Source organism: Chloroflexus sp., from assembly GCF_034432675.1.
Taxonomy (GTDB): Bacteria; Chloroflexota; Chloroflexia; order Chloroflexales; family Chloroflexaceae; genus Chloroflexus.
Genome location: NZ_DAOUBI010000246.1, coordinates 1 through 20,620, shown reverse-complemented (window position 1 = coordinate 20,620; position 20,620 = coordinate 1). Strand labels below are relative to the sequence as shown.

The following is a 20,620-nucleotide window of genomic DNA, read 5'->3' as shown; positions in this document are numbered from 1 at the left end:
TCTGTTGCCAGATTCATGCTTTTCAGCGATACTTGTGCTCTGAAAACTATTGCTCGACCGGGCGGTGTATTGGCGAGGTTCAGACATGCACGATTGGGAACGAATTCAACGGGAAGCAGCACGGTCATTGACCAGACTATTACCGCGGGTTGCGCAGGCATTTGCCGAAGCCGGTGGCGCTGCGGTGGCATGGAATGTATTTGAGCAACGCTTGCGGCGAGAGTGGCCGCGCCTCTTTGAATTGCTATTTGGTCTCTACGGTACGCAATATGACTTCTTCTACCACCTTGAACAATTGTTGCTGGCAATGGCGCAGAGCTGGTTGGAACGACCGGATTGGCTCAAACAGCGTGATGCGCTGCGTGAAGCTGATACCGAGTGGTTTCAATCGGAACGCATGATGGGGGGAGTACTCTACGTTGATCGCTTCTGTGGGACACTTGCCCGTTTGCGCGAGTTTATTCCATATTTTCGCGAGCTGGGATTAACCTACCTTCACCTCATGCCCCTGTTTGAAGCGCCGGAGGGGAATAACGATGGCGGTTATGCGGTGAGTAGTTACCGACGGGTTAATCCACATATCGGGACAACTGCCGAACTGGCCGATCTGGCTCGTGAGCTTGATACTGCTGGGATTAGTCTTGTTCTCGATTTTGTGTTTAACCATACATCTGACGAGCATGAGTGGGCGCGACGGGCGCAGGCCGGTGATCCCGATTATCAAGAGTTTTACTTCCTCTTCCCGGATCGAACCATGCCCGATGCTTATGAGCGGACATTGCGCGAAATTTTTCCAACCGTGCGGCGTGGGAGCTTCACGTGGCGGCCCGATATGCAGCGCTGGGTTTGGACAACCTTTAACAGTTTTCAGTGGGATCTCAATTACGCCAATCCGGCAGTGTTTCGGGCAATGGCTGCCGAGATGCTCTTCCTGGCCAATCTCGGCGTGGCTGTGTTGCGCCTCGATGCTGTCCCCTTTATCTGGAAGCGGATGGGAACAAATTGCGAGAATCAACCAGAAGCCCACCGGATTATTCAAGCCTTCAACGCGATTGCGCGGATCACAGCGCCAGCTCTGCTCTTCAAATCGGAGGCGATTGTCCATCCCGATGATGTGTTAAGTTACGTCAGTCCACAGGAGTGTCAGCTCTCGTACAACCCGTTGTTGATGGCATTGCTCTGGGAGACACTGGCGACGCGGGAAGTCAAGCTACTGGCACATTCCTTAAGCCATCGCTTCCGTCTACCGCCCGGATGTGCCTGGATCAATTACCTGCGCTCACACGATGATATTGGCTGGACATTTGATGATAACGATGCCCGTGCGGTGGGGATCGATCCCTGGGGGCATCGTCAGTTTCTGAATGCCTTCTACACCGGACGGTTTCCCGGTTCGTTTGCCCGTGGGTTGCCATTTCAAGAAAATCCCGATACCGGTGATGCGCGAGTGTCAGGTACACTGGCATCGCTGGCAGGTCTCGAACAGGCACTGGCCAGCGGCGATCCCCAGACCATTGACATAGCAATTCGCCGGATTATCCTGCTTCACAGCATTGTGCTGAGTATCGGTGGTATTCCGTTGATCTACCTTGGCGATGAGGTTGGCACGCTCAATGACTACGGGTACGTAAGCGACCCGGTGAAGGCTGACGATAGTCGTTGGGTGCATCGCCCGTTGCGCAATCAGGTCGCGATGGATCAACGCCACGATCCGACAACGATACCCGGTCGGATCTTCAGTACGTTAACCCGACTGATCCATTTACGAACCACCCTGCCGGCACTGCGCGACGGCATGATGGAGGTTGTGCGCAGCGATAACCGCCACGTGCTGGCCTATGTTCGCCAGACCGGATCGCAGCGAGTACTGGTACTGGCCAATTTCTCGGAATACCCTCAGTCAATCGCCGGGAACCTGCTGCGTATGTACGGCCCTGGTCTTGAACTCTTCGACCTGATCCAGGAACAGCCGGTATCAGCAACAACAGCCCTGACGTTACAGCCGTATCAGTTTGTCTGGCTAACGCCGTCGTGGCAAAGATAGGCAAAAAAGCAGGTGCATCCAGATGGTTGCACCTGCCATTACCCTAACAAGTGTCCTTGAACAGCTCTATCAACTCGTTAATCGTCTCAGCTCGACAGTTTTCTGCGTCGTTTAGACAGTGTTGGGCATAACATTCCAGCACAACACTATTCGCACTGGCCAGGGCCTGCCGAATTGCTGCGATCTGGTGAACAATGTCACGGCAATCGCGACCTTCGGCAACCATCCGTTGGATACCGCGCACCTGACCCTCGATTCGCCGTAAACGCCGTAACACTTCGTCGCGTCGTTCTGGCGCAAGCGGACGAACCCCCGTGCTCATTGCTGACTCACCCGCAGATTCTGGTTCCGGCAATGGTGTGTTCACGCCATTGCCAGAACTTTATCAAAGATTTCGCGGTACATCGCTTCTGGTCGAGCGCCGACCAGGCGGCCTACCTCGCGGCCATCCTTGAAAATGACCAGCGTTGGGATACCCTGAATACCAAGCTGCGAGGCATACTGAACATTATCGTCTGTATTGACCTTGGCAATAGTCAAACGGCCTGCGTATTCTCCGGCCAGTTTGTCGAGAATCGGTGCAATCACGCGACACGGCCCACACCACGGTGCCCAAAAGTCAACCACAACCGGCGTTTTCGACTTCAAAACTTTCTCGGCAAAATCCGAGTCGTGTACCTCAATCGGCTTAGCCATTGAATTATTCCTCCTCCACAGTAATCATACAGGCAGTATCTGTATTAGATACCCCATGGGGGTATACTATAGCGCACAGAAGAGCATCTGTCAAGGGGGGGAAAAGGCGAAAGATATCTTCATGCTCTATGTTATACTGAAAACGTCATCACCATAACACTATTCGGTTTCCTATCAGACCGTCCGTCCTGCAAGGCGATCATAGTTTGTGAGGGAAGGAGGCAACCTTGGCAACGCTCGGACGTAATGTCACAATCACATTGATCGGTCATGGCACCTTCCATCTAACCACACCGGAAAGTCGCAACATCTTGATTGATGCTTGGGTTGATGGAAACCCGGTCTGCCCAGAGCCATGGAAATCGCGTGTGCGCGAGAATCTGGCTGCCATCTTCGTTACCCACGGCCATTTCGACCATATTGCCGATCTGGTTGATCTGGCCCGTGAAACTGGGGCAACAGTTGTGTGTCAGTACGATATGGTTCCGTACCTCGAAGGCGAAGGTATTCCGGCGGCACAGTTAATTGGCTTTAACAAAGGCGGTACAGTTACTGTCGCCGATATACGGGCAACGATGACGACTGCTCATCATTCGAGCACCATTTACGAAAACGGCCAGATCATCAATCTGGGGACGGCTGCCGGTTATGTATTGCGCTTTAGCAACGGATTTACGGTTTATCACACCGGCGATACCTGTGTCACGATGGATATGCAGATCATTGGTGAGCTGTATCGCCCCGACTTGGTGATCCTGCCCATCGGTGACCACTTCACAATGGATCCCCGGCAGGCGGCATACGCATTGAAGCTGATTGGGGCGAAATACGCGATTCCTGAGCATTACGGTACTTTCCCCATCTTGACCGGTACCCCGGAAGCGTTGATCGAGCATTGCCGTGAATTTGGGGTAATGACCGAGGTGATTGCGCTGAAGCCCGGCGAGTCGGTTAGTTAAGCAGTCAGTGATAGCGGTTTGTCTAGTGCACCTGGCCTGCTCCTCAAGACGATGATGCTGAGGGCAGGATGGTGCACACTTTACTTGTGAACAGGTGTAGTAAGGCAACTGAGGCCATAGAAAACAGGGGAATGACTATGCTGGAACATCTCCGTGCAACTGATCCGATCATCGCCGATCTAATCGAGCGGGAAGCGCAACGTCAGCGCCAGGGTTTGGAGTTAATCGCCAGCGAGAACTACACCAGTCTGGCGGTGATGGAGGCGCAGGGATCGGTCCTGACCAATAAGTACGCTGAAGGTTTGCCCGGTCGTCGGTATTACGGTGGTTGTGAGTTTGTTGACGCCATCGAGCAACTGGCTATTGAACGGGCTTGTCAGTTGTTCGGTACCTCTCACGCCAACGTTCAACCGCACAGTGGTGCGCAGGCCAATATCGCCGTATTTACGGCTCTGCTCCAGCCCGGTGATACCATTCTCGGTATGCGTCTGGATCACGGTGGGCATTTGACGCACGGTAGCCCGGTCAATTTCTCCGGTAAGTGGTACAACGTCCATTTCTACGGTGTGGACGCACAAACCGGTCAGATCGACTATGACGATCTGGCAAGCAAAGCCCGGGCAATCCGGCCAAAGCTCATCACGTCGGGGGCAAGTGCATACCCGCGGATCATCGATTTTGCTCGGATGCGTCAGATCGCCGATGAGGTTGGTGCCCTGTTGATGGCCGATATTGCCCATATCGCCGGTCTGGTGGTTGCCGGTGAGCATCCATCACCTGTCGGTCACGCTCATGTGATTACCACAACTACCCATAAGACGTTACGCGGGCCACGGGGCGGTTTGATCTTGATGGGTGATGATTTTGCGAAACAGCTCAATTCAAGCGTCTTCCCTGGTACGCAAGGTGGGCCATTGATGCACGTGATCGCCGGTAAGGCGGTTGCTTTCGGTGAGGCATTGCGGCCTGAGTTCAGGCAGTATGCGGCGCAAATCCGCCGCAATGCCCGTGCGTTGGCCGAGGGATTAATGGCGCAGGGGCTAACCCTAGTCAGCGGTGGGACTGATAATCATCTGATGCTGGTCGATCTGCGCAGTACGGGCCTAACCGGCGCACAGGCACAGCGCGCACTTGATAAAGCGGCGATTACGGTCAACAAAAATGCCATTCCCGATGATCCACAACCTCCAATGAAGACGAGTGGGATTCGGATCGGGACACCCGCGGTAACGACCCGCGGTATGCGCGAATCAGAGATGGTTCAAATTGCGGCCTGGATCGGCGAGGTGTTGATGTACCCCGATGATGAAGCCCGCCTGAATCGGATCGCAGGCGAAGTTGCCGATTTGTGCCGGCATTTTCCGGTGCCTGCTGATATGGTGCAGGTACGAGGGTAATCTGGTGACTAGCAGCAGAGGGAGGGTAACAACATCCATCCCTAACGCCCCGGGAGCGCACGCTTCCATCAGGCCACAGATGAGCTTGGATGTTATCGATGTATATCAAATCGTGAGTGATACTAGGCATCACTGTCTATTACCGGATATGCGGTGAACTGTGACTATCCGCCCCCGCCGTAACAATCTGTGGGGATCACTTGCGTGATACGGCCGAACGGGTAGGGGTGGGTTCTGAACCTGCCTCTACCCGTCCCTACGAACGGTGCATGTGCCCGTTCACACGTCTGTACATGATGTAGTGAACAGATACCTCTTGGATCGTGTGCCGTGCATTGTGTCTTTCAGATGTGATATTGCATCCATTGCCGGCGCATACGCTCCATTCACAGGATGATCCCAACGTAGCCCAGGCTGATGCCGGTGCTACATTTTGTGAAAAGCGGGTGATACGTCTGTGATACCCGTATCGTGATCTGTCTCTAGTTCCCCATGACCACCTGATCTGCCATGTATCACCACGGTCGGGAAGGTGTCATAAGCTGGCGGCTGATCAACCGAATGGACAAAACAGCCGCACCGAGGAAGAGCAAAGCCACAGCAATCGTGCGTTGCTGGGCAGCCAGACTACGACGCAGGGCCAATGCGTTGTCGCGGCGTACTTCATCACCGAGAGCGGCAAACTCGCGAGCCGCCGTTTCAGCGTTGGCACTGGCGCCGGCCAGATCTAGCTGGCGCGCCTGTTCACTTGCCCGGCGTAACGTCTCACTTGCCTGTAAGCCACGTGCGACGCGGGCCCGGTATTCGGCAAGGATCGTCATCTGCCGCTGATCCCCGATCTCGCGGTAAGCCTGCTCTGCCTGCCCGATCAACCGCTCTGCCTGCTCGTATTCTCCTTGCAGCAATGCAGTGCGAGCTGCTACCGTCAGTTGATTGGCCCGCAAGCCGGTTTGGGCTTGCGCCTGTAGCGCAGCAAGGGTCGGTTGCGTCTCTTCATCCGCAATTGTCCTGAGCCGCTCTGCTTCACGGAGTGCCGCTTCGTAATCACCTGCCGCGATCAACTGTTGTACTGGCTCTAGATCAATGCTCGCCGTTCGCATCTGGTCGGCTTCGATCTGGAGAAAACCGGGCAGCCAGGCGCGCCATTCGGCCTCGAGGGTTGTAGTTGAGACACCGTACACGTCAGTGATTGCCGACCGGTAGCCGCTGCTTTCAGCCAGAGTGGTAAGAAATTGCCGGAACCGGTCAAAACCATCACGCTCAATCAAAAACGTGACGATTGACCAGGTCTGTGGATAGCTCAGTTCAGGTTGACCATAGATCGCATTTCGATCATCGAGCACAGCCCATGACCACAACTCATTCCGTTGCCAGAGGGCACGCAATATCGCCAGCTTACCATCGCGATCCGGCCCCGGCAACTCCATATACTGCGCAATCCCTTCCTGCAAACCCACGTTTAGTTTGCCGTCGCTCAATTCGGCAGCGAAGATATGGGTCAACTCGTGGCGTAGATTGTTGAGCTGAGAGACTTCATCCTGTAATCGCGCTCGTTCGACAATCACCACGACTTCACGACGCCGAAAATCGGCATGGGCAATCACTCCTGGGACGTTGCGGGCCGCCGGATTGGCGGCGAAGTACGCATTACTGTTAGGATACAGTCGTAAGGTGAGCGGCGTCACCGGACGGAAGTCAAAAATGGTGCTAAGCTCGTTATAGAGATCATCAATAATAGGGGCATACCTGTCTGCAATCGTCGCATCATCAGGAGTGTAAATAATCAAAAAGTGGGTTGTCCTCTGCTCAACCCACGTGGGTTGAGCAAGAGCTACGCTCCCGCTCAAGAAGAAACAGAGAGCGCTAAGTGCAATCAGCCAGAGTCGTAATCTGATCATAATCGTTGCTGCTAAGCGATTCATGGTAAGCTTAGTGTACCACGTTTGATCACAAGATGCCAGGAAAGAGACAATGACGATAGATTTCTTTGCCCGCCTCCCTACGATGAGCAGATTCGGTGAGATTGCCGATCTGAAGGCTTATCAGCCGTTACCTGCCGACTGGACAGTCTTTATTTGTGATGTGCGGGGGTCAACACGGGCTGTCGCTGAAGGCCGGTATAAGGAGGTCAATATGATCGGTGCGGCAACAATTACAGCCGCACTGAATGTTGCCGGTGAGATAGAGGTTCCGTTTGTGTTTGGAGGTGACGGGGCGTCAATTGCTGTACCACCGATTCTGGTTGAAACGACTGCGCAGGCCCTGAGCGCGGTAAGTGCACTCTCGCAACAGGCGTTTAACCTGGAGCTACGGGTTGGAGCGGTGCCGGTGACCGTAATCACGAATGCCGGCTATCAGGTGCTGGTCGGGCGACTGGCACTGACGCAGCATGTGGCGCAGGCGGTGTTTAGTGGCGGTGGGATCAGTTATGCCGAGCAGTTGATCAAAGATGAGGCTTGTGCTGAAGAGTGTTTAATCCAGCCCGGTGATGCGGATGCCGCCAATTTGAGTGGCCTTGAATGTCGGTGGGATACCATTCCGCCGGCGCATGGAGCTGCATTGTGTCTGATTGTCCAGGCAAACCTTCGCTCAGACCCAACCAGTTCAATGACCGTATATCGTTCGATCATTGAAGCGATTGAACAGCTTTATGGTGGCGATCAGGCGTATCATCCGTTACATTACACGATGATGCAGGCAAGTGCCAGACCCGGTGCGCTCTGGTCGGAAGCACGCTTGCGTGGAGGGGATGGTCGTCTGGCGCAGCTACGATATTGGGCTCAAATCTACGGTATGAACCTGGGTGTTCGTGGTTACCGCTGGTTACAGCGCCTGCGCGGCGAAGATCCGTGGTGGGATCGGTATCGCCAACATGTCACGACTGCCGCCGATTACCGGAAATACGACGACGCCTTGCGCATGATCATCTCTGGTCCGGAAGAGTGCCACGAGCAGTTGTTAGCATTGCTACACTCTCGGTTCAGCGCCGGGGACCTCGTATTCGGTGCGCATCGCTCGCCTGAAGTCATGCTCACGTGTCTGGTGTTTGAGCGTATGGGGCGCCAGATCCATTTTGTTGACGGTGCCGATGGAGGCTTTACGCTGGCAGCGCGTGATCTCAAACAACGCCTGAGAGCCATCAACCAATCAGCCGAATTGATTAACAACCAGGGATAATCCGTTTCGGGTCTTGACTATCGATTACCTCAGCGTCATCAGGCGTTACCCGAACATAGCGACCGTCGGGTTGCAGCTCACGGGCACGCAGATTGTCTGCGAGATAGGTGCTGAGCAGCGTCTCGGTAACGTACTGCATAGCTACCGGATCAACCAGTGGAAATAGCTCTTCGACGCGCCGATCAAGGTTGCGTTCCATCAAATCGGCACTTCCGATATAGATCTTTGGTTTGCCACCGTGGTGAAAATAGTAAATCCGACTATGTTCAAGATACCGGCCAACAATTGACCGCACGCGAATTGTTTCAGAAAGCCCTGGCACCTGTGGCCGCAGCGAGCACATCCCGCGCACGATCAGATCGATCTGAACACCGGCCTGCGAGGCAGCATACAGCGCATCGATAATTTTGGGATCAACCAGCGCATTCATCTTGAAGATAAGCCGCCCATTCCCGTGTAAGCGGTGGAGGGCAATCTCCTCTTCGATCAATTCGGTGAGACGGCGACGCAAGTTCACCGGTGCTACCAGCAAAGTTCGATATTCCTTCTGCCGGCTATACGCAGTCAGGTAGTTGAAGAGATCAACCACATCTGCCGCAATTTCAGGCCGACAGGTAAGCAGACCCAGGTCGGTGTAGGTACGGGCGGTTGCCGCGTTGTAGTTGCCGGTACCGAGATGAACATAACACCGAATGCCGTCAGTTTCCTGCCGAACTACCATCGCCAGCTTGGCATGTACCTTCAGCCCAACCAGACCATACACGACGTGGACGCCGGCACGTTCCATCGCCCGTGCCCAGATGATATTGTTCTCTTCATCGAAACGGGCTTTGAGTTCGACAACGACGGTTACCTGCTTACCCTGCTCGCGAGCGTGCATCAATGCCTGCACAATGGGCGAATTGCGACCGACTCGATACAGGGTTTGCTTGATCGCCAGCACCTGCGGGTCTTCGGCTGCCGCCTGAATAAAATCAATGATCGGGGTAAATGAGTGGTACGGATGGTGCAGCAGAATATCTTGCTTCTTAATCGCTTCAAAGAGATTTGGCGTATTTTTCAACACTGCCGGTAGGCGGGGAACATACGGTGGATCTTTCAGGTCTGGGCGGTCGATCTGAGTAAGCTGCATCAGATCGCTGAGACCGAGCGGCCCACGCACGGTGTAAATATCTTCGGTACCGACCTTGAGATTGGCTGCCAGTAAGCGGCAGATGCGGTCGGGCATAGCATCATCAACCGCCAGACGCACCACCTCGCCGAACCGGCGCTGCCGCAACCCCTGTTCAATCGTAGCCAGCAGATCGTCGGCTTCGTCCTCCTCAATCTCAACATCAGCGTTGCGGGTGACCCGAAAGGGGTACACTTCCACCACATTCATCCCCGGAAACAGTTGATCAATGTGTTCGGCGATCACCTGTTCGAGCCAGACAAAGCAATGGCAGCGGCTGGTGGGCAGATCGCCGACAGGTGGACACAACTCCGATGGGAGTGGGATCAAACGTGGCAAGACTTCAGGTACCTTAATGCGGGCAAAGAGTTCGCCCTTTGCCTGATCGCGAATCACCACTGCGAGATTGAGGCTCAGATTCGAGATAAACGGGAAGGGGCGGCTCGAATCAAACGCGAGTGGAGTTAAGACGGGAAACACCTGCCGTCGAAAGTAATCGGCTACCCAGGCTCGCTGATCATCGTTGAGGGTGGCCGTATTGAGAATCGCAATCCCTTGTTCTTGCAGGGCGGGAAGCAAGTCATAGAGCAAAAGCTTGCGTTCCTGTTCAAGGAGAGGGATCAAAATGCGGCGAATTGCACTGAGCTGCTCTGCCGGCGTTTGACCATCGGGTGAACGCTTTTGAACACCGGCACGAATTTGTTGCTTTATCCCACTGACGCGAATCATGAAAAACTCATCAAGATTGGAGGCAAAAATTGCCAGAAACTTCACGCGCTCAAGCAAGGGATTGCGTGCATCCATCGCCTCTTCAAGCACGCGACGATTGAACTCGATCAGACTCAATTCGCGATTGAAGTAACGTGCTTCAGCCAGGGATTGCGTTTCAGATATGGTTGATGGAACTGTCATAACAATAACTGTTAACATGGCACCTGTCGACCAGAGACAGGTGCGAATGTGATACCGGCAAGCAAGAATTATGGGATAACGCACAAACGCAAGCAATGACTTAGCAATAGTATAGTAGGTATCATTCATTTGCACAAACCGGCCAAATGTGCTATACTCTTCGTCAGAACACGGGCGATTAGCTCAGTTGGTTAGAGCGCATCGTTCACACCGATGAGGTCACTGGTTCGAGTCCAGTATCGCCCACCACTTCTTTTGCGCGGCCAATTGGCCGCGCACTGATTTTCGCCCCGATGAGAGATCGCTCGTAATGCGTGCGGGCCGATCAAAGGCAGTTCACCATGCGACCACTCATTTCGCGCGCCGAGCTGCGTGCACTCCTGCATCCGACCGATGTAACCGAGCGGAATGTGCGGAACGTTCTTATCGATGGGATTGGGGTCGGTATTGTTACGGGGGTTAGCGTTTTCCTGCCGGTGTTTCTGGCTCGTTTGGGGGCGTCAAGTCTGCTGGTCGGTTTGATTACCTCACTGCCGGCGCTGGCAGGTGCGTTGTTTGCACTGCCCATCGGGCGCTTTCTCGAACGACAACGCAACATCGTCATCTGGTATTCGGGCATGCGGTTCTGGGTGTTAGCTTCGTATGCGGTGTTTGGCTGTCTGCCTTTCTTCTTGCCGCTTGAGGCGGTGCCGTGGACGATTATTATCATCTGGGCGCTGGTGACCATTCCTTCGACCTTTGTCAACGTTGCCTTCACTATTGTGATGGGTGGTGTAGCCGGGCCACAGCGTCGCTACGCACTGATGAGTATGCGCTGGTCGAGTCTCGGTCTTGCCACTGCTGTCACGGTTGCTATTATTGGTACGGTGCTTGAATTGTTCCCCTTTCCGCTCAATTATCAGGTGGTCTTCATCGGATCGGTCGTTGGTGGCCTGCTGAGCTTTTTCTTTTCGCGGGCAATCCTGTTGCCTGAACGGAAGCCAGCACCTGATAGTGATAAGAAAGGCGCATTACTGCTCGCTTTACGGCAGGCACCACCGGCATTTGTTCGCTACGCCTTAAGTGCATTTGTCTTTCGGGGTGGGATGGCAATGGCTATTCCGCTGATCCCACTTTATTATGTGCGTGAAGCCGGGCTGAACGACGCCTGGATCGGTTTGATTAGCACGATTGGGAATGGTGTGCTACTAATCGCATATGCGGTCTGGTCTGCCGGTGTGCCCCGGTTGGGGAATAGAGGCGTTTTGCTGGCCAGCAGTCTCGGCATGGCCCTCTACCCCTTTGGACTGGCGATCACTGAAGCGCCCTGGTTGCTGGCACTGCTGGCCGGACTGGTCAATTTTTGTGTGGCCGGGAATGACCTGGTGAACTTTGATCTGGTCTTGAGCACGATCCCTGCCGGGCAACAGGCTACCTACGTTGGCCTCTTCCAGACGTTGCAAAACCTGGCACTCTTCATGATGCCCTTAATCGCCACCTCACTCGCCGACGCCATCGGTATTGTCACCGTGCTGCTGATAGCCGGAGCGATGCGTTTGGTGGGGTTGGCTCTCTTTGCATGGCTGCGGATTGGTTAGCGTTATTTCGTGTAGCAGCAACCTGCGGTATGATGGTGCAAGTCTCTTGAACATTGACAGGGTTGCGGAGAAGACGATGCCTGATCATGCCAGTATGAAAGTAGCGTTTTGACACGTTACACCACGCTGCCTGAATCGGCAGGCTGCTGATGAAGAGCTTTGGTAGAGAGATGAAGTTAGCCTGGTTATAGTAACCAGCAGGACGTTGGGTTTGATTGGAAACATACGTTGGTTATGTCACAACCTTCACTTCGTACAATTCTGGTGATTCGTCGTGGGTATGGACGACGCTATACCGATTTACCGGTTGATGAATTGACCGAGCAGCAGATAGTTATTGATTGCACCGGTGGCTATTTGCGACCAGAGCATATCGATCTTCGGGTTGACGATCTGGTGTACTGGCGGAAACAGGAGCGTTACCTTGGGGCACGGATTAGCCAGGTGCGACGTAATGGACAACGGCTGATAGCATTGCTTAGCGATACCAGATTAATGCCGGAGGATTTCTTCCCGTACTGAATATTTGAGGCCGAGGCTTGCTCTACGCCGTTCGTTCGTGTACAATGCCTGCGATTTATGCGGTGTACTTCGCAATGCACTGGAATCTATGTCAATTGCAGAGATCGTTGAACGGCGCTGGACTCCAACAGTAGAACAGCTTTGCTACGCGGTCATTGTCGTGCTGACAATTGTGAGTCGGTTGTGGGCCTTGGGTGATCGCGCATTGCACCACGACGAGACGTTGCATGCGGCGTACTCGTGGTTTCTTTTTAGCGGGCGCGGCTATATGCACGATCCGCTCTTGCACGGCCCACTCCTCTATTTCTTGGGGGCGCTGTTTTTTTTCCTGTTTGGCGATAATGATACAACGGCCCGGCTGAGTGCAGCCCTGTTCAGTATTGCGCTGACCTTGAGTCCGATATTGCTCCGCCCGATCATTGGGCGGCGGGCAGCCTTAGTTGCCAGTCTGTATCTGTTGATCTCACCGGTGGCGCTCTACGTCGGGCGCTTTTTTCGTCACGACATCTACTCGGTTGTCTGTGAAGTGCTGGTGTTTGTGGCGATTGTGCGTTACGCCGCCGATCCGCGGCCACGCTGGCTGTACCTGGGGATCACTGCCCTCGCCCTGATGCTGACCAATCAGGAGACCACATATCTTTACATCTTGATCTTTGCTGTGCCGCTGGTGATGCTCTTCTGCTGGCAGGTGTATCGGCCCGGCATCGCCTTACTTGCTGGCCTAGGCGTGATGCTGGCCCTGCTGATCTTTGTTCTTCCCGGTACAGCGGTGGTTGACGGGGCACATCATGCACGCCGTGATGCGAATGGGGCGATTGAAGTTGCCCAGCCCGGCCCACTCTTCGGCTGGCCTCCGCTCGAAACAGAAGATAATGGTTACGCGCTGCTGGTGCGCAATCGCGCTGACAATGATGGTGGGCGGAGTGTCTGGGAGAATGGGCTGCGCTATCTGGCGGATATTGGTCGCTTTGTGAACCATCCGGCGATTCTGAGTGGGCTGGTGTTGTCACTCACCATGCTGGCAGTGTTCGTCTGGCTCATCTGGTTCCGCCGTGATGCCACAGGTACGACGCCGTGGGAACGATCACTGATGCGGGGCGAACCGGCAGCGCTTCTCTGCCGCAGTCTGGTTGCTGATCGGCGCTGGCAGGTTGCCCTGATTATTTTTGCTGCCATTTATACATTGCTATTCACTGCCCTTCTGACCAACCTGTTGGGGCTGATTTCGGGGGTGGCCGGTTCGCTCCTGTACTGGTTGGCCCAGCACAACGTGCAGCGCGGCAGTCAGCCGGCTCACTACTATGCAGTTATTCTTGCGATCTACGAGCCGTTGCTGGTATTGGGAATGCTGATCGGCTTACCGCTCGCCGTCCAGGCGGTACGGCAGCGCCGCCCAGAGGCGTTTGCTGTCGGTTTGATTGCCTGGTGGTCAGTCGCTGCCTTCGCCATTTACACCTGGGCTGGCGAGAAGATGCCGTGGCTTACCATTCATCTGACGCTTCCGCTCACCCTCTTGCTGGCCTGGGGATCGACCAGAATCGTTGAAATGGCTCAGCAGCAGGTGGCATACTGGCATCAGATATGGGATGAGCTGGCCACACCGGTCGAAGTCACTGCCGGATCGGACGTTGAGACCCGTACGTCAGGGGCCGGTGATCTGGCACCGCTTTCCGCAGAGACCAGGCATTGGCTCACGGACAATCGCGCGGGATGGTTGGGTCTTCCCAGGGGATCGTTGTTTAGCTTTGGTCTATTGCTCGGTTTGATCAGCTGCCTGGGTTTTCTGCTGCTCTCGATTACGGTCGCTGCCGGCCCAACATCACCCATTCAACCCTGGATGGTCTTGCTCTTCATTCTGGCGTTAGTCATTCTTCTCATCGTTGGGAGTGCGCTGCGTTGGGGATGGACTGTCGCCGCCGCACTGACGACCATCTGCCTGATAGTAGCGATTGGCCTATATACCGTGCGTAGCAGTGTCCGGCTGGCATATCAGACCGGAGATGTTGCGCGTGAGATGATGGTGTATACGCAAACCTCGCCCGATGTGATGCGAGTGGTACGACGATTGGAAGAGGCTGCCTTGCGGCGGGCCGGGGGGACGCGCCTGCCGATGATGTACGACAACGAGACGGTCTGGCTCTGGTATCTGCGGGACTGGCCGGGCGCAGTTTCGGTAGCGGGAGGCAGACTGAACGGCCCACCACCGGCTGATATTCAAGCGGTACTGATCTTGCAAGAGAATCTGGATCGCTATCCTGAAAATCGAACCTATCTGCAAGGGTTCGTTTTGCAGCGCTACCCCTTGCGCTGGTGGTTCCCCGAAGATCAGACGTATCGTGTCAATGGTACCGGTAGTTCGCTGCTCGAACGGCTGTTGCGCAATCCACTCGACTATGAAACGGCAGCCCAGCTATGGAAATATCTGATGTTCCGGCAGCCACCGGCTGGGCTTGGCTCAACCGATTTTGTCGTTGCGGTACGGCCAGAACTGGCACGCCAGATTGGGATCGGACTTGGTGGATCACTGCGGATGGGAGAGTAGGTAACAACTCACAGCACGGATCACTATGGCAACACAGACCTTCGCAACCGAAAGCCTGCTCAGCCGGCGCTTACGAGCCGGCTGGCTGAATTGGGAGACGGCAGCGTATACATTGATTATCATCGCCAGTATTATGGCCCACCTGTGGGGACTGGATCGCATGGCGTTGCACCACGATGAGTCGATCCACGCTTGGTCGAGCTGGCGGCTGTATACCGGGGCAGGGTCATTTTCGTGCTGGAATGGTCTTGACGAAAATGGTAATGCCCGTGGTGGTTTGTACCACGAGACCTATTGCTACGATCCGGTTTACCATGGTCCATCACTCTACTTTCTGACTGCACTAGCCTATTTTTTGTTTGGTGACGGCGATGCGCAGGCTCGTTTGCCAATGGCGCTTGCCGGGATTGGTCTGGTCGCATCGGCCTGGTGGTTGCGTCCGTATCTGGGGCGAGGCGGGGCGCTCATTGCCGCTCTTCTCCTTGGTTTTTCGCCGTCACTCCTCTACTACACCCGGTTTGCCCGCCACGATGGGCTGATGGTACTGTGGGAACTGTGGATGGTGATCGGCACATTGCGCTGGATCGATACCGGAAGAGCGCAGTGGTTGTATCTGGTCGCGGTAGGGTTAGCGCTGGCAATTGCTACTCACGAACTCTACTACATTCTGCTGTTCATCTTCGGTGTTTTCGTATTGATGCGACTACTGGCTGAGAGCCGTTTTGCGCGCTATCTGAATATTGTGTTGCTGGTGGTCATCGGTTTGTGTGTGGCGCTGATGATCATCAATCCACCATTGCCTTTTGGTCGTGGTTTATACGTTGGCGAGAAGGCCTTTCTGATTGCTTCGGCGCTGGTGCTGGCCTGGCTCTGTCAGCGTCTCTGGCCGCCAGAACCGGTATTGACGTCGCGTCTGCGTGCGTTGTGGCAAACTGAACGCAACACATTATGGACGGCACTGGCGATTTTGGGTGGCATATACCTGGTGCTGTATACCAGTTTCTTTACCTATCTGCCGGGGGCGATTGACGGTATTACGGCCGGTCTTATCTACTGGCTGGGTAGCCAGCAAGAATACGCCCGTGGTGATCAGCCCTGGTACTACTATCTGATGCTGTTGCCGCTATATGAACCACTGGCCGTCTTCAGTGGACTGGGGGTGGTGGGAGCGATGATCGTCGCGGTGATACGGCGCTGGCAGATCAAGCGGCAAGCGGTGTCATCTGCGCCCGATGCCGAGGCGAGTGATCTGGCCGATGTTGATGAGTCAGCACGCCTGAAAGCAATGGCACCATGGCCGCTCTACCCCCTTCTGGTCGTTTTCTGGTTTTTTACCGCCATAATCATCTTCTCGTGGGCAGGCGAAAAGATGCCGTGGCTGGTTGTTCATATGTCCCTGCCTGGTAATCTGCTCGCGGCGTGGGTTTGTGGCCGTTTCATTGATGTTATCCGGCGCGAGCGCCCTGATGCCCAGATATGGCTCGTACCATTAACAGTGGTTCTGCTTGGCGTAGCTATTGGGGTCGCCTTCTGGCGCTTGAGTACAGGTGGGCAGACAGCAATCTTACAGGCAATTGTTCCACTCCTGATAGTGTTTGGTCTGATCTATGCGTTGCTTTCGCTGATAGGGCGATTGGGGATACGTCCGGTTAGTGCAGCATTGGGGATCACGGTCTCGTTACTGCTGGCGGCGTATATGATCCGGGCCACGTGGCTGGTGGTATATGATCATCCCGATGTCCCGGTTGAACCACTCATTTACACCCAAACCGCGCCTGATGTACCGCGCTATGCTGCCGATATTCGTGAGCTGGCGATTAATCTGACCCGTGGTAACCGGGGGCCACAAGACCCCACCGGTGGTTTGACTATGCCACTCATTCTGGATGGTGGTGACAGGAGCGCAGAAGGTTCGCTGGCCTGGCCTTTGCAGTGGTATCTGCGCGACTTCAAGAACATATCCTGGGTGAACGGAAGTGAGCTGGGGCGGGTGCCGTCGGTAGATCAATTAACGGTGACAATGCCCGACGGTAATCGTGATCTGGCCCCTATTGTGATGCTGTACCGCCCCTTCGTCACGGATCGGCTGCGCGATATTCTGCGCGAGTCGTATGTTCAACCTTACGGGCAGGCAGGGGTCTTCAACTGGTGGTTTCCCGAAGGTAACAAGTGTTCACCGCAGAGTCCGGGGTATAAGCGCTTCTACTACAGTACCTGGTCGGCAGCCGCTGCCCGGGCCGATTGTGGCCGTGACTTGAGTGATGAATTGCACGGGCCATTTGATGTGCTGCTCTGGCCGTTCCAACGCGAAAACTGGCCGACCCTGGGCCGTTATCTGCTCTTCCGTCAGTTGCCGGAGCCGTTGATCCTCAGTGGCCGTGAGGTCGAGGTGTGGCTACGACGCGATTTGGCAGGCGGGACGGCTCAAATAACGACTGTTACCGCAGCGCCCGAACTGCGGTTAGCGGCCTTGAACGAGATTAGATTGTCAGGCGGTGGAAGTGGTGCGACAGGGATTGCTATTGACCAACAGGGGCAGATCTATGTGGCCGATACCTACAACCACCGCATTGAAGTCTTTGCCCCCGATGGTACACTGGTTCGTAATTTTGGTAGCCAGGGCAACGGTCTGGATCAGTTCTACGAACCGCGAGGACTGGCTTTCGATAGTCAGGGCAATCTTTACATTGCCGATACCTGGAATGCGCGGGTCGTCAAATACAGTGCCGATCTGCGCCCAATAGCGAGCTGGGGGAGCGGTGATATGGCTCTCGGTGATGGTCGGCGGGCAACGATCACCGAGGGCGATCCAGCCCGCAATGCAGCAGCACCACTCGGCTTTTTTGGGCCACGTGGGATCGCGGTTGATGTGGCGGATAATGTTTACATTGCCGATACTGGCAACAAACGGATCGTCGTTACCGACAGTAATGGACAGTTCCTCTATCAGTTCGGTGGTGCCGGGAGTGCACCGGGTCAATTCAACGAGCCAACCAGTCTGGCGTTCGATGCGGCAGGTAATCTCTACGTGGCCGATACCTGGAACGGTCGGGTGCAGGTGTTTGGTCGTGGTGCTGATGGTCGCATTGATCCGATCCCACTGGCAACGTGGCCGGTGCCGGGCTGGCAGGCCAATACCTATGATGATCCGATGCTGGCTGTTAGCCCGGAGGGAACTGTCTACATTGCGGTACCGTCCCGTCAGCACGTGCTAACGGCAAACGCTGCCGGTGAACCATTGCTGCGGTGGACTGGGGTTGGAAGTGATAGTGTGCCAATCGCCAGTCCGAGTGGCATTGTCGTTGCGACTGATGGGAGTGTCTGGATTGTTGATCGCCTGAGTGGGCGAGCGGCACGCTTTAGTTTACCGGCGCTTGCGCCTTTGACACCATGATCGTCAGCGATTTTCGTCATCTCAATCATACCGTTTCGCCGGCGGCGACCGAACTTAGCGAAGCCTGGCAGCGTAGCCTGAGCAGGCTGGGAGATTATACGGCAATGGTGGTACGGGCGCTCAACCTGCGTCCCCAGGCTGCCGCACTCTACCGGCAGACCGACCGCCATCTGTTGGTACGGCTGACCTTGCCGGGCGAGCATGTCATCCTGCGGGTAGCACCTGAAGATAATTTATCGGCTCATGTCACATTTTTACGCGGCCTGGCAGCAGGAGGTCTGCCGGGAGCACGCCTTATCCAGCGTGATTTGAGTAAAGCCTTTGTGCCGTTTGCCTACACGCTGGAGAGTTTTGTAGCCGGTAAAACTGCTGCCGATCTTGATGATGAACATCTGTTGCATAGTCTTGCCCGCCAGGCCGGACGCGCACTCCGTCGCTTGCACCGGCAACAAATGCCGGGTTTTGGCCGGCCAACCATCAGTGGTCGCTGGCCACGTCTGAGCTGGCGACACGTTTTGATAGCTATCGGGCAGCGTTTGGCCGGGTTGCCGACACCACAGTTGATCTTTAGCCCGGAAGAGGTACAGGCATTACAGGCAGTTCTGCACGATCCACGCCTTGATTGCCCATCGCCGGTGCTGATACATGGGAACTTTGGCCCACACGCCGTGCGCTGTACAGTCGGCGGTCAGCACGTACATCTTGAGGCGTTTGAGGAACCTGGTTGGTTCGTTAGTGGTGACGGCTTGTTTGATCTAGCATTCGGGTTGTGTGCCCATTTACCGGCAGCCTGGCGTGAAGGTCTGTATGAGGGCTATTGCAGTGCTGGAGCGTTGAGCGTGGCGGAAAGCAAGCGACTCCATCTGCTGTGCCTGTTGAGTTGTGCGTGGAGCGCGTGTGATCGCTATGCGCGGGGGTTACCGCACGAGACGGATGCTGAAGAGACCCGGCGTATGCTGGCTGCTGGTGTGGTAAGCTGATCTACGTGGTATTCAATCGGCTATCGATGTGGACGAGCGTATACCTGCCCTATACCTGTCCAGATCAGAGCGCAGTGGACGCACAGGGAATATCTGGTTTCTCATTGCTACGCTTTCAACACCTGTTGATAGCATACAGTACCAGTTCAGGACACTTCCATGAATGAACAGCAATCGATTCGGGTCTACGAGCACGCCGATGAGCTGTACCGGATGGCAGCGACATTTGTTGCTGATCAGATTCGATCCGCAATTGATGATCGTGGGCAGGCACTCATTGCGCTTTCGGGAGGAAGCCTGACCTCGCGTCTGTATCCATTGCTCGCGAATGCACCGTTGCGCGAACAGATTGACTGGAGCATGGTGAGTATCGTATTTGCCGATGAACGGTATGTACCGTTCGATGACAACGAGAACAATTATCGTGCGACACGGCAGACGTTTCTCGATCACGTGCCCGTACAGGCCGATCAGGTTTTTCCGGTGCCGACCTACTATCGTGATCCGCAACAGGCAGCCACCATTTATCAGCAGCAGTTAACAGCGTTACTGACAGCGCATGGCGGCCAGATTGACGTAGCATTGCTCGGCATGGGGCCGGATGGACACACTGCATCGCTGTTTCCCCGGCATCCGGTTCTGACGGCAATTCCTACCGGCGCCTTGACTGTGGTTGTGCCCGATGCACCGAAACCACCACCATTGCGTCTGAGTTTAACGCCAGCCGCATTGAATACGACACGCGCAGTGGTATTTGTGGTCAGCGGTGCCGACAAGGCAGCAGCCGTGGCAGCCGCGCTGGCCGATACCGGTGACGCAATGGCACAACCAACGCGCCTGATTAATCCGGCAGCAGGGACGATCTATTGGATGCTGGATCGGGCAGCGGCAGAGAGGGTGACGCAGTAACCACGTGCGCAAACTAGAACTCATTTCAAAAAAAGCTGTTGTGCGTCCAGACTGTCGTCCAGGCGTCTGAACGCTTGCCGATCGTCAACGACCGTCTACCCGGCTCCTGGCCTGTTGGCAGAGCGAAGCTCCGGTCGTACCATCTTGCGCTGAATTGGTTGCCTTACCCGCTCGTTATGCCCGTGTCGCAGCGTTTGAAGTGCGGCAGCCATGCTGCCGCAGCAGCCGTGCTCATGATCCGGTGCGTGGTACGTCGTTGACCCTACTGGTCACGGAGATGCTGGAGTTGCTCGCTACGATCTTAGAGACGGTCAAGAATGAATGAGATAACTGCTTGTAA

The 20,620-nt window shown here is 55.2% G+C and carries 14 protein-coding genes and 1 tRNA gene; 11 read left to right on the top strand and 4 right to left on the bottom strand.

Annotated features, from left to right (window positions below; all coding sequences use genetic code 11):
• The first annotated feature begins 85 nt into the window (after positions 1–85).
• Positions 86–2,044, top strand: a complete 1,959-nt coding sequence (locus tag VAE55_RS18480) for an alpha-amylase family glycosyl hydrolase (RefSeq protein WP_322817188.1) — start codon at positions 86–88, stop codon at positions 2,042–2,044.
• 43 nt (positions 2,045–2,087) lie between these two features.
• On the opposite strand, the gene VAE55_RS18475 is transcribed toward VAE55_RS18480, so the two are convergent.
• Together VAE55_RS18475 and trxA are read right to left on the bottom strand one after the other, a co-directional pair.
• Positions 2,088–2,366 carry a metal-sensitive transcriptional regulator gene (locus VAE55_RS18475; protein ID WP_322817187.1) on the bottom strand — a complete coding sequence of 93 codons (279 nt, stop codon included), beginning with the start codon at positions 2,364–2,366 and terminating at the stop codon, positions 2,088–2,090.
• A 41-nt stretch (positions 2,367–2,407) separates the two neighbouring features.
• Complete coding sequence (trxA, locus tag VAE55_RS18470; protein WP_273067920.1) at positions 2,408–2,761, bottom strand: thioredoxin; 354 nt, start codon at positions 2,759–2,761, stop codon at positions 2,408–2,410.
• Between the two features lie 206 nt (positions 2,762–2,967).
• Between trxA and VAE55_RS18465 the strand changes: the two genes are divergently transcribed.
• The gene (locus VAE55_RS18465) at positions 2,968–3,699 is read left to right on the top strand and encodes a metal-dependent hydrolase (protein ID WP_322817186.1); all 732 of its coding nucleotides are present in this window, start codon (positions 2,968–2,970) and stop codon (positions 3,697–3,699) included.
• Between the two features lie 137 nt (positions 3,700–3,836).
• On the top strand, positions 3,837–5,096 hold the full coding sequence (gene glyA / locus VAE55_RS18460; protein ID WP_322817185.1) for a serine hydroxymethyltransferase: 1,260 nt from the start codon (positions 3,837–3,839) through the stop codon (positions 5,094–5,096).
• Positions 5,097–5,611: 515 nt separating this feature from the next.
• On the opposite strand, the gene VAE55_RS18455 is transcribed toward glyA, so the two are convergent.
• Positions 5,612–6,994, bottom strand: a complete 1,383-nt coding sequence (locus tag VAE55_RS18455) for a peptidase MA family metallohydrolase (protein ID WP_322817184.1) — start codon at positions 6,992–6,994, stop codon at positions 5,612–5,614.
• A 73-nt stretch (positions 6,995–7,067) separates the two neighbouring features.
• Here VAE55_RS18455 and VAE55_RS18450 point away from each other — a divergent pair, with 73 nt between their 5' ends.
• Positions 7,068–8,273 (top strand): DUF3095 domain-containing protein, encoded by a 1,206-nt coding sequence (locus VAE55_RS18450; RefSeq protein WP_322817183.1) that lies wholly within the window; start codon positions 7,068–7,070, stop codon positions 8,271–8,273.
• Here VAE55_RS18450 and ppk1 read toward each other — a convergent pair.
• Positions 8,257–10,356, bottom strand: a complete 2,100-nt coding sequence (ppk1, locus tag VAE55_RS18445; RefSeq protein ID WP_322817182.1) for a polyphosphate kinase 1 — start codon at positions 10,354–10,356, stop codon at positions 8,257–8,259. The genes VAE55_RS18450 and ppk1 overlap by 17 nt on opposite strands.
• Before the next feature lie 172 nt (positions 10,357–10,528).
• Between ppk1 and VAE55_RS18440 the strand changes: the two genes are divergently transcribed.
• From VAE55_RS18440 to pgl, 7 genes are all read left to right on the top strand, one after another.
• Positions 10,529–10,605: transfer RNA gene (locus VAE55_RS18440), tRNA-Val, on the top strand.
• A 92-nt stretch (positions 10,606–10,697) separates the two neighbouring features.
• Positions 10,698–11,933, top strand: a complete 1,236-nt coding sequence (locus tag VAE55_RS18435) for an MFS transporter (protein ID WP_322817181.1) — start codon at positions 10,698–10,700, stop codon at positions 11,931–11,933.
• Between the two features lie 234 nt (positions 11,934–12,167).
• Positions 12,168–12,455, top strand: a complete 288-nt coding sequence (locus VAE55_RS18430) for a hypothetical protein (protein ID WP_322817180.1) — start codon at positions 12,168–12,170, stop codon at positions 12,453–12,455.
• An 88-nt stretch (positions 12,456–12,543) separates the two neighbouring features.
• Complete coding sequence (locus VAE55_RS18425) at positions 12,544–14,997, top strand: flippase activity-associated protein Agl23 (protein WP_322817179.1); 2,454 nt, start codon at positions 12,544–12,546, stop codon at positions 14,995–14,997.
• A 25-nt stretch (positions 14,998–15,022) separates the two neighbouring features.
• Positions 15,023–18,391, top strand: coding sequence for a flippase activity-associated protein Agl23 (locus VAE55_RS18420; RefSeq protein ID WP_322817178.1), 3,369 nt, complete (start codon positions 15,023–15,025; stop codon positions 18,389–18,391).
• Positions 18,388–19,371: an aminoglycoside phosphotransferase family protein gene (locus VAE55_RS18415; RefSeq protein ID WP_322817177.1), complete on the top strand. Its 984-nt coding sequence runs from the start codon at positions 18,388–18,390 to the stop codon at positions 19,369–19,371. Before VAE55_RS18420 ends, VAE55_RS18415 begins: the two co-directional genes overlap by 4 nt.
• A gap of 159 nt (positions 19,372–19,530) precedes the next feature.
• Positions 19,531–20,280 (top strand): 6-phosphogluconolactonase, encoded by a 750-nt coding sequence (gene pgl / locus VAE55_RS18410; RefSeq protein WP_322817176.1) that lies wholly within the window; start codon positions 19,531–19,533, stop codon positions 20,278–20,280.
• Positions 20,281–20,620: the final 340 nt, after the last annotated feature.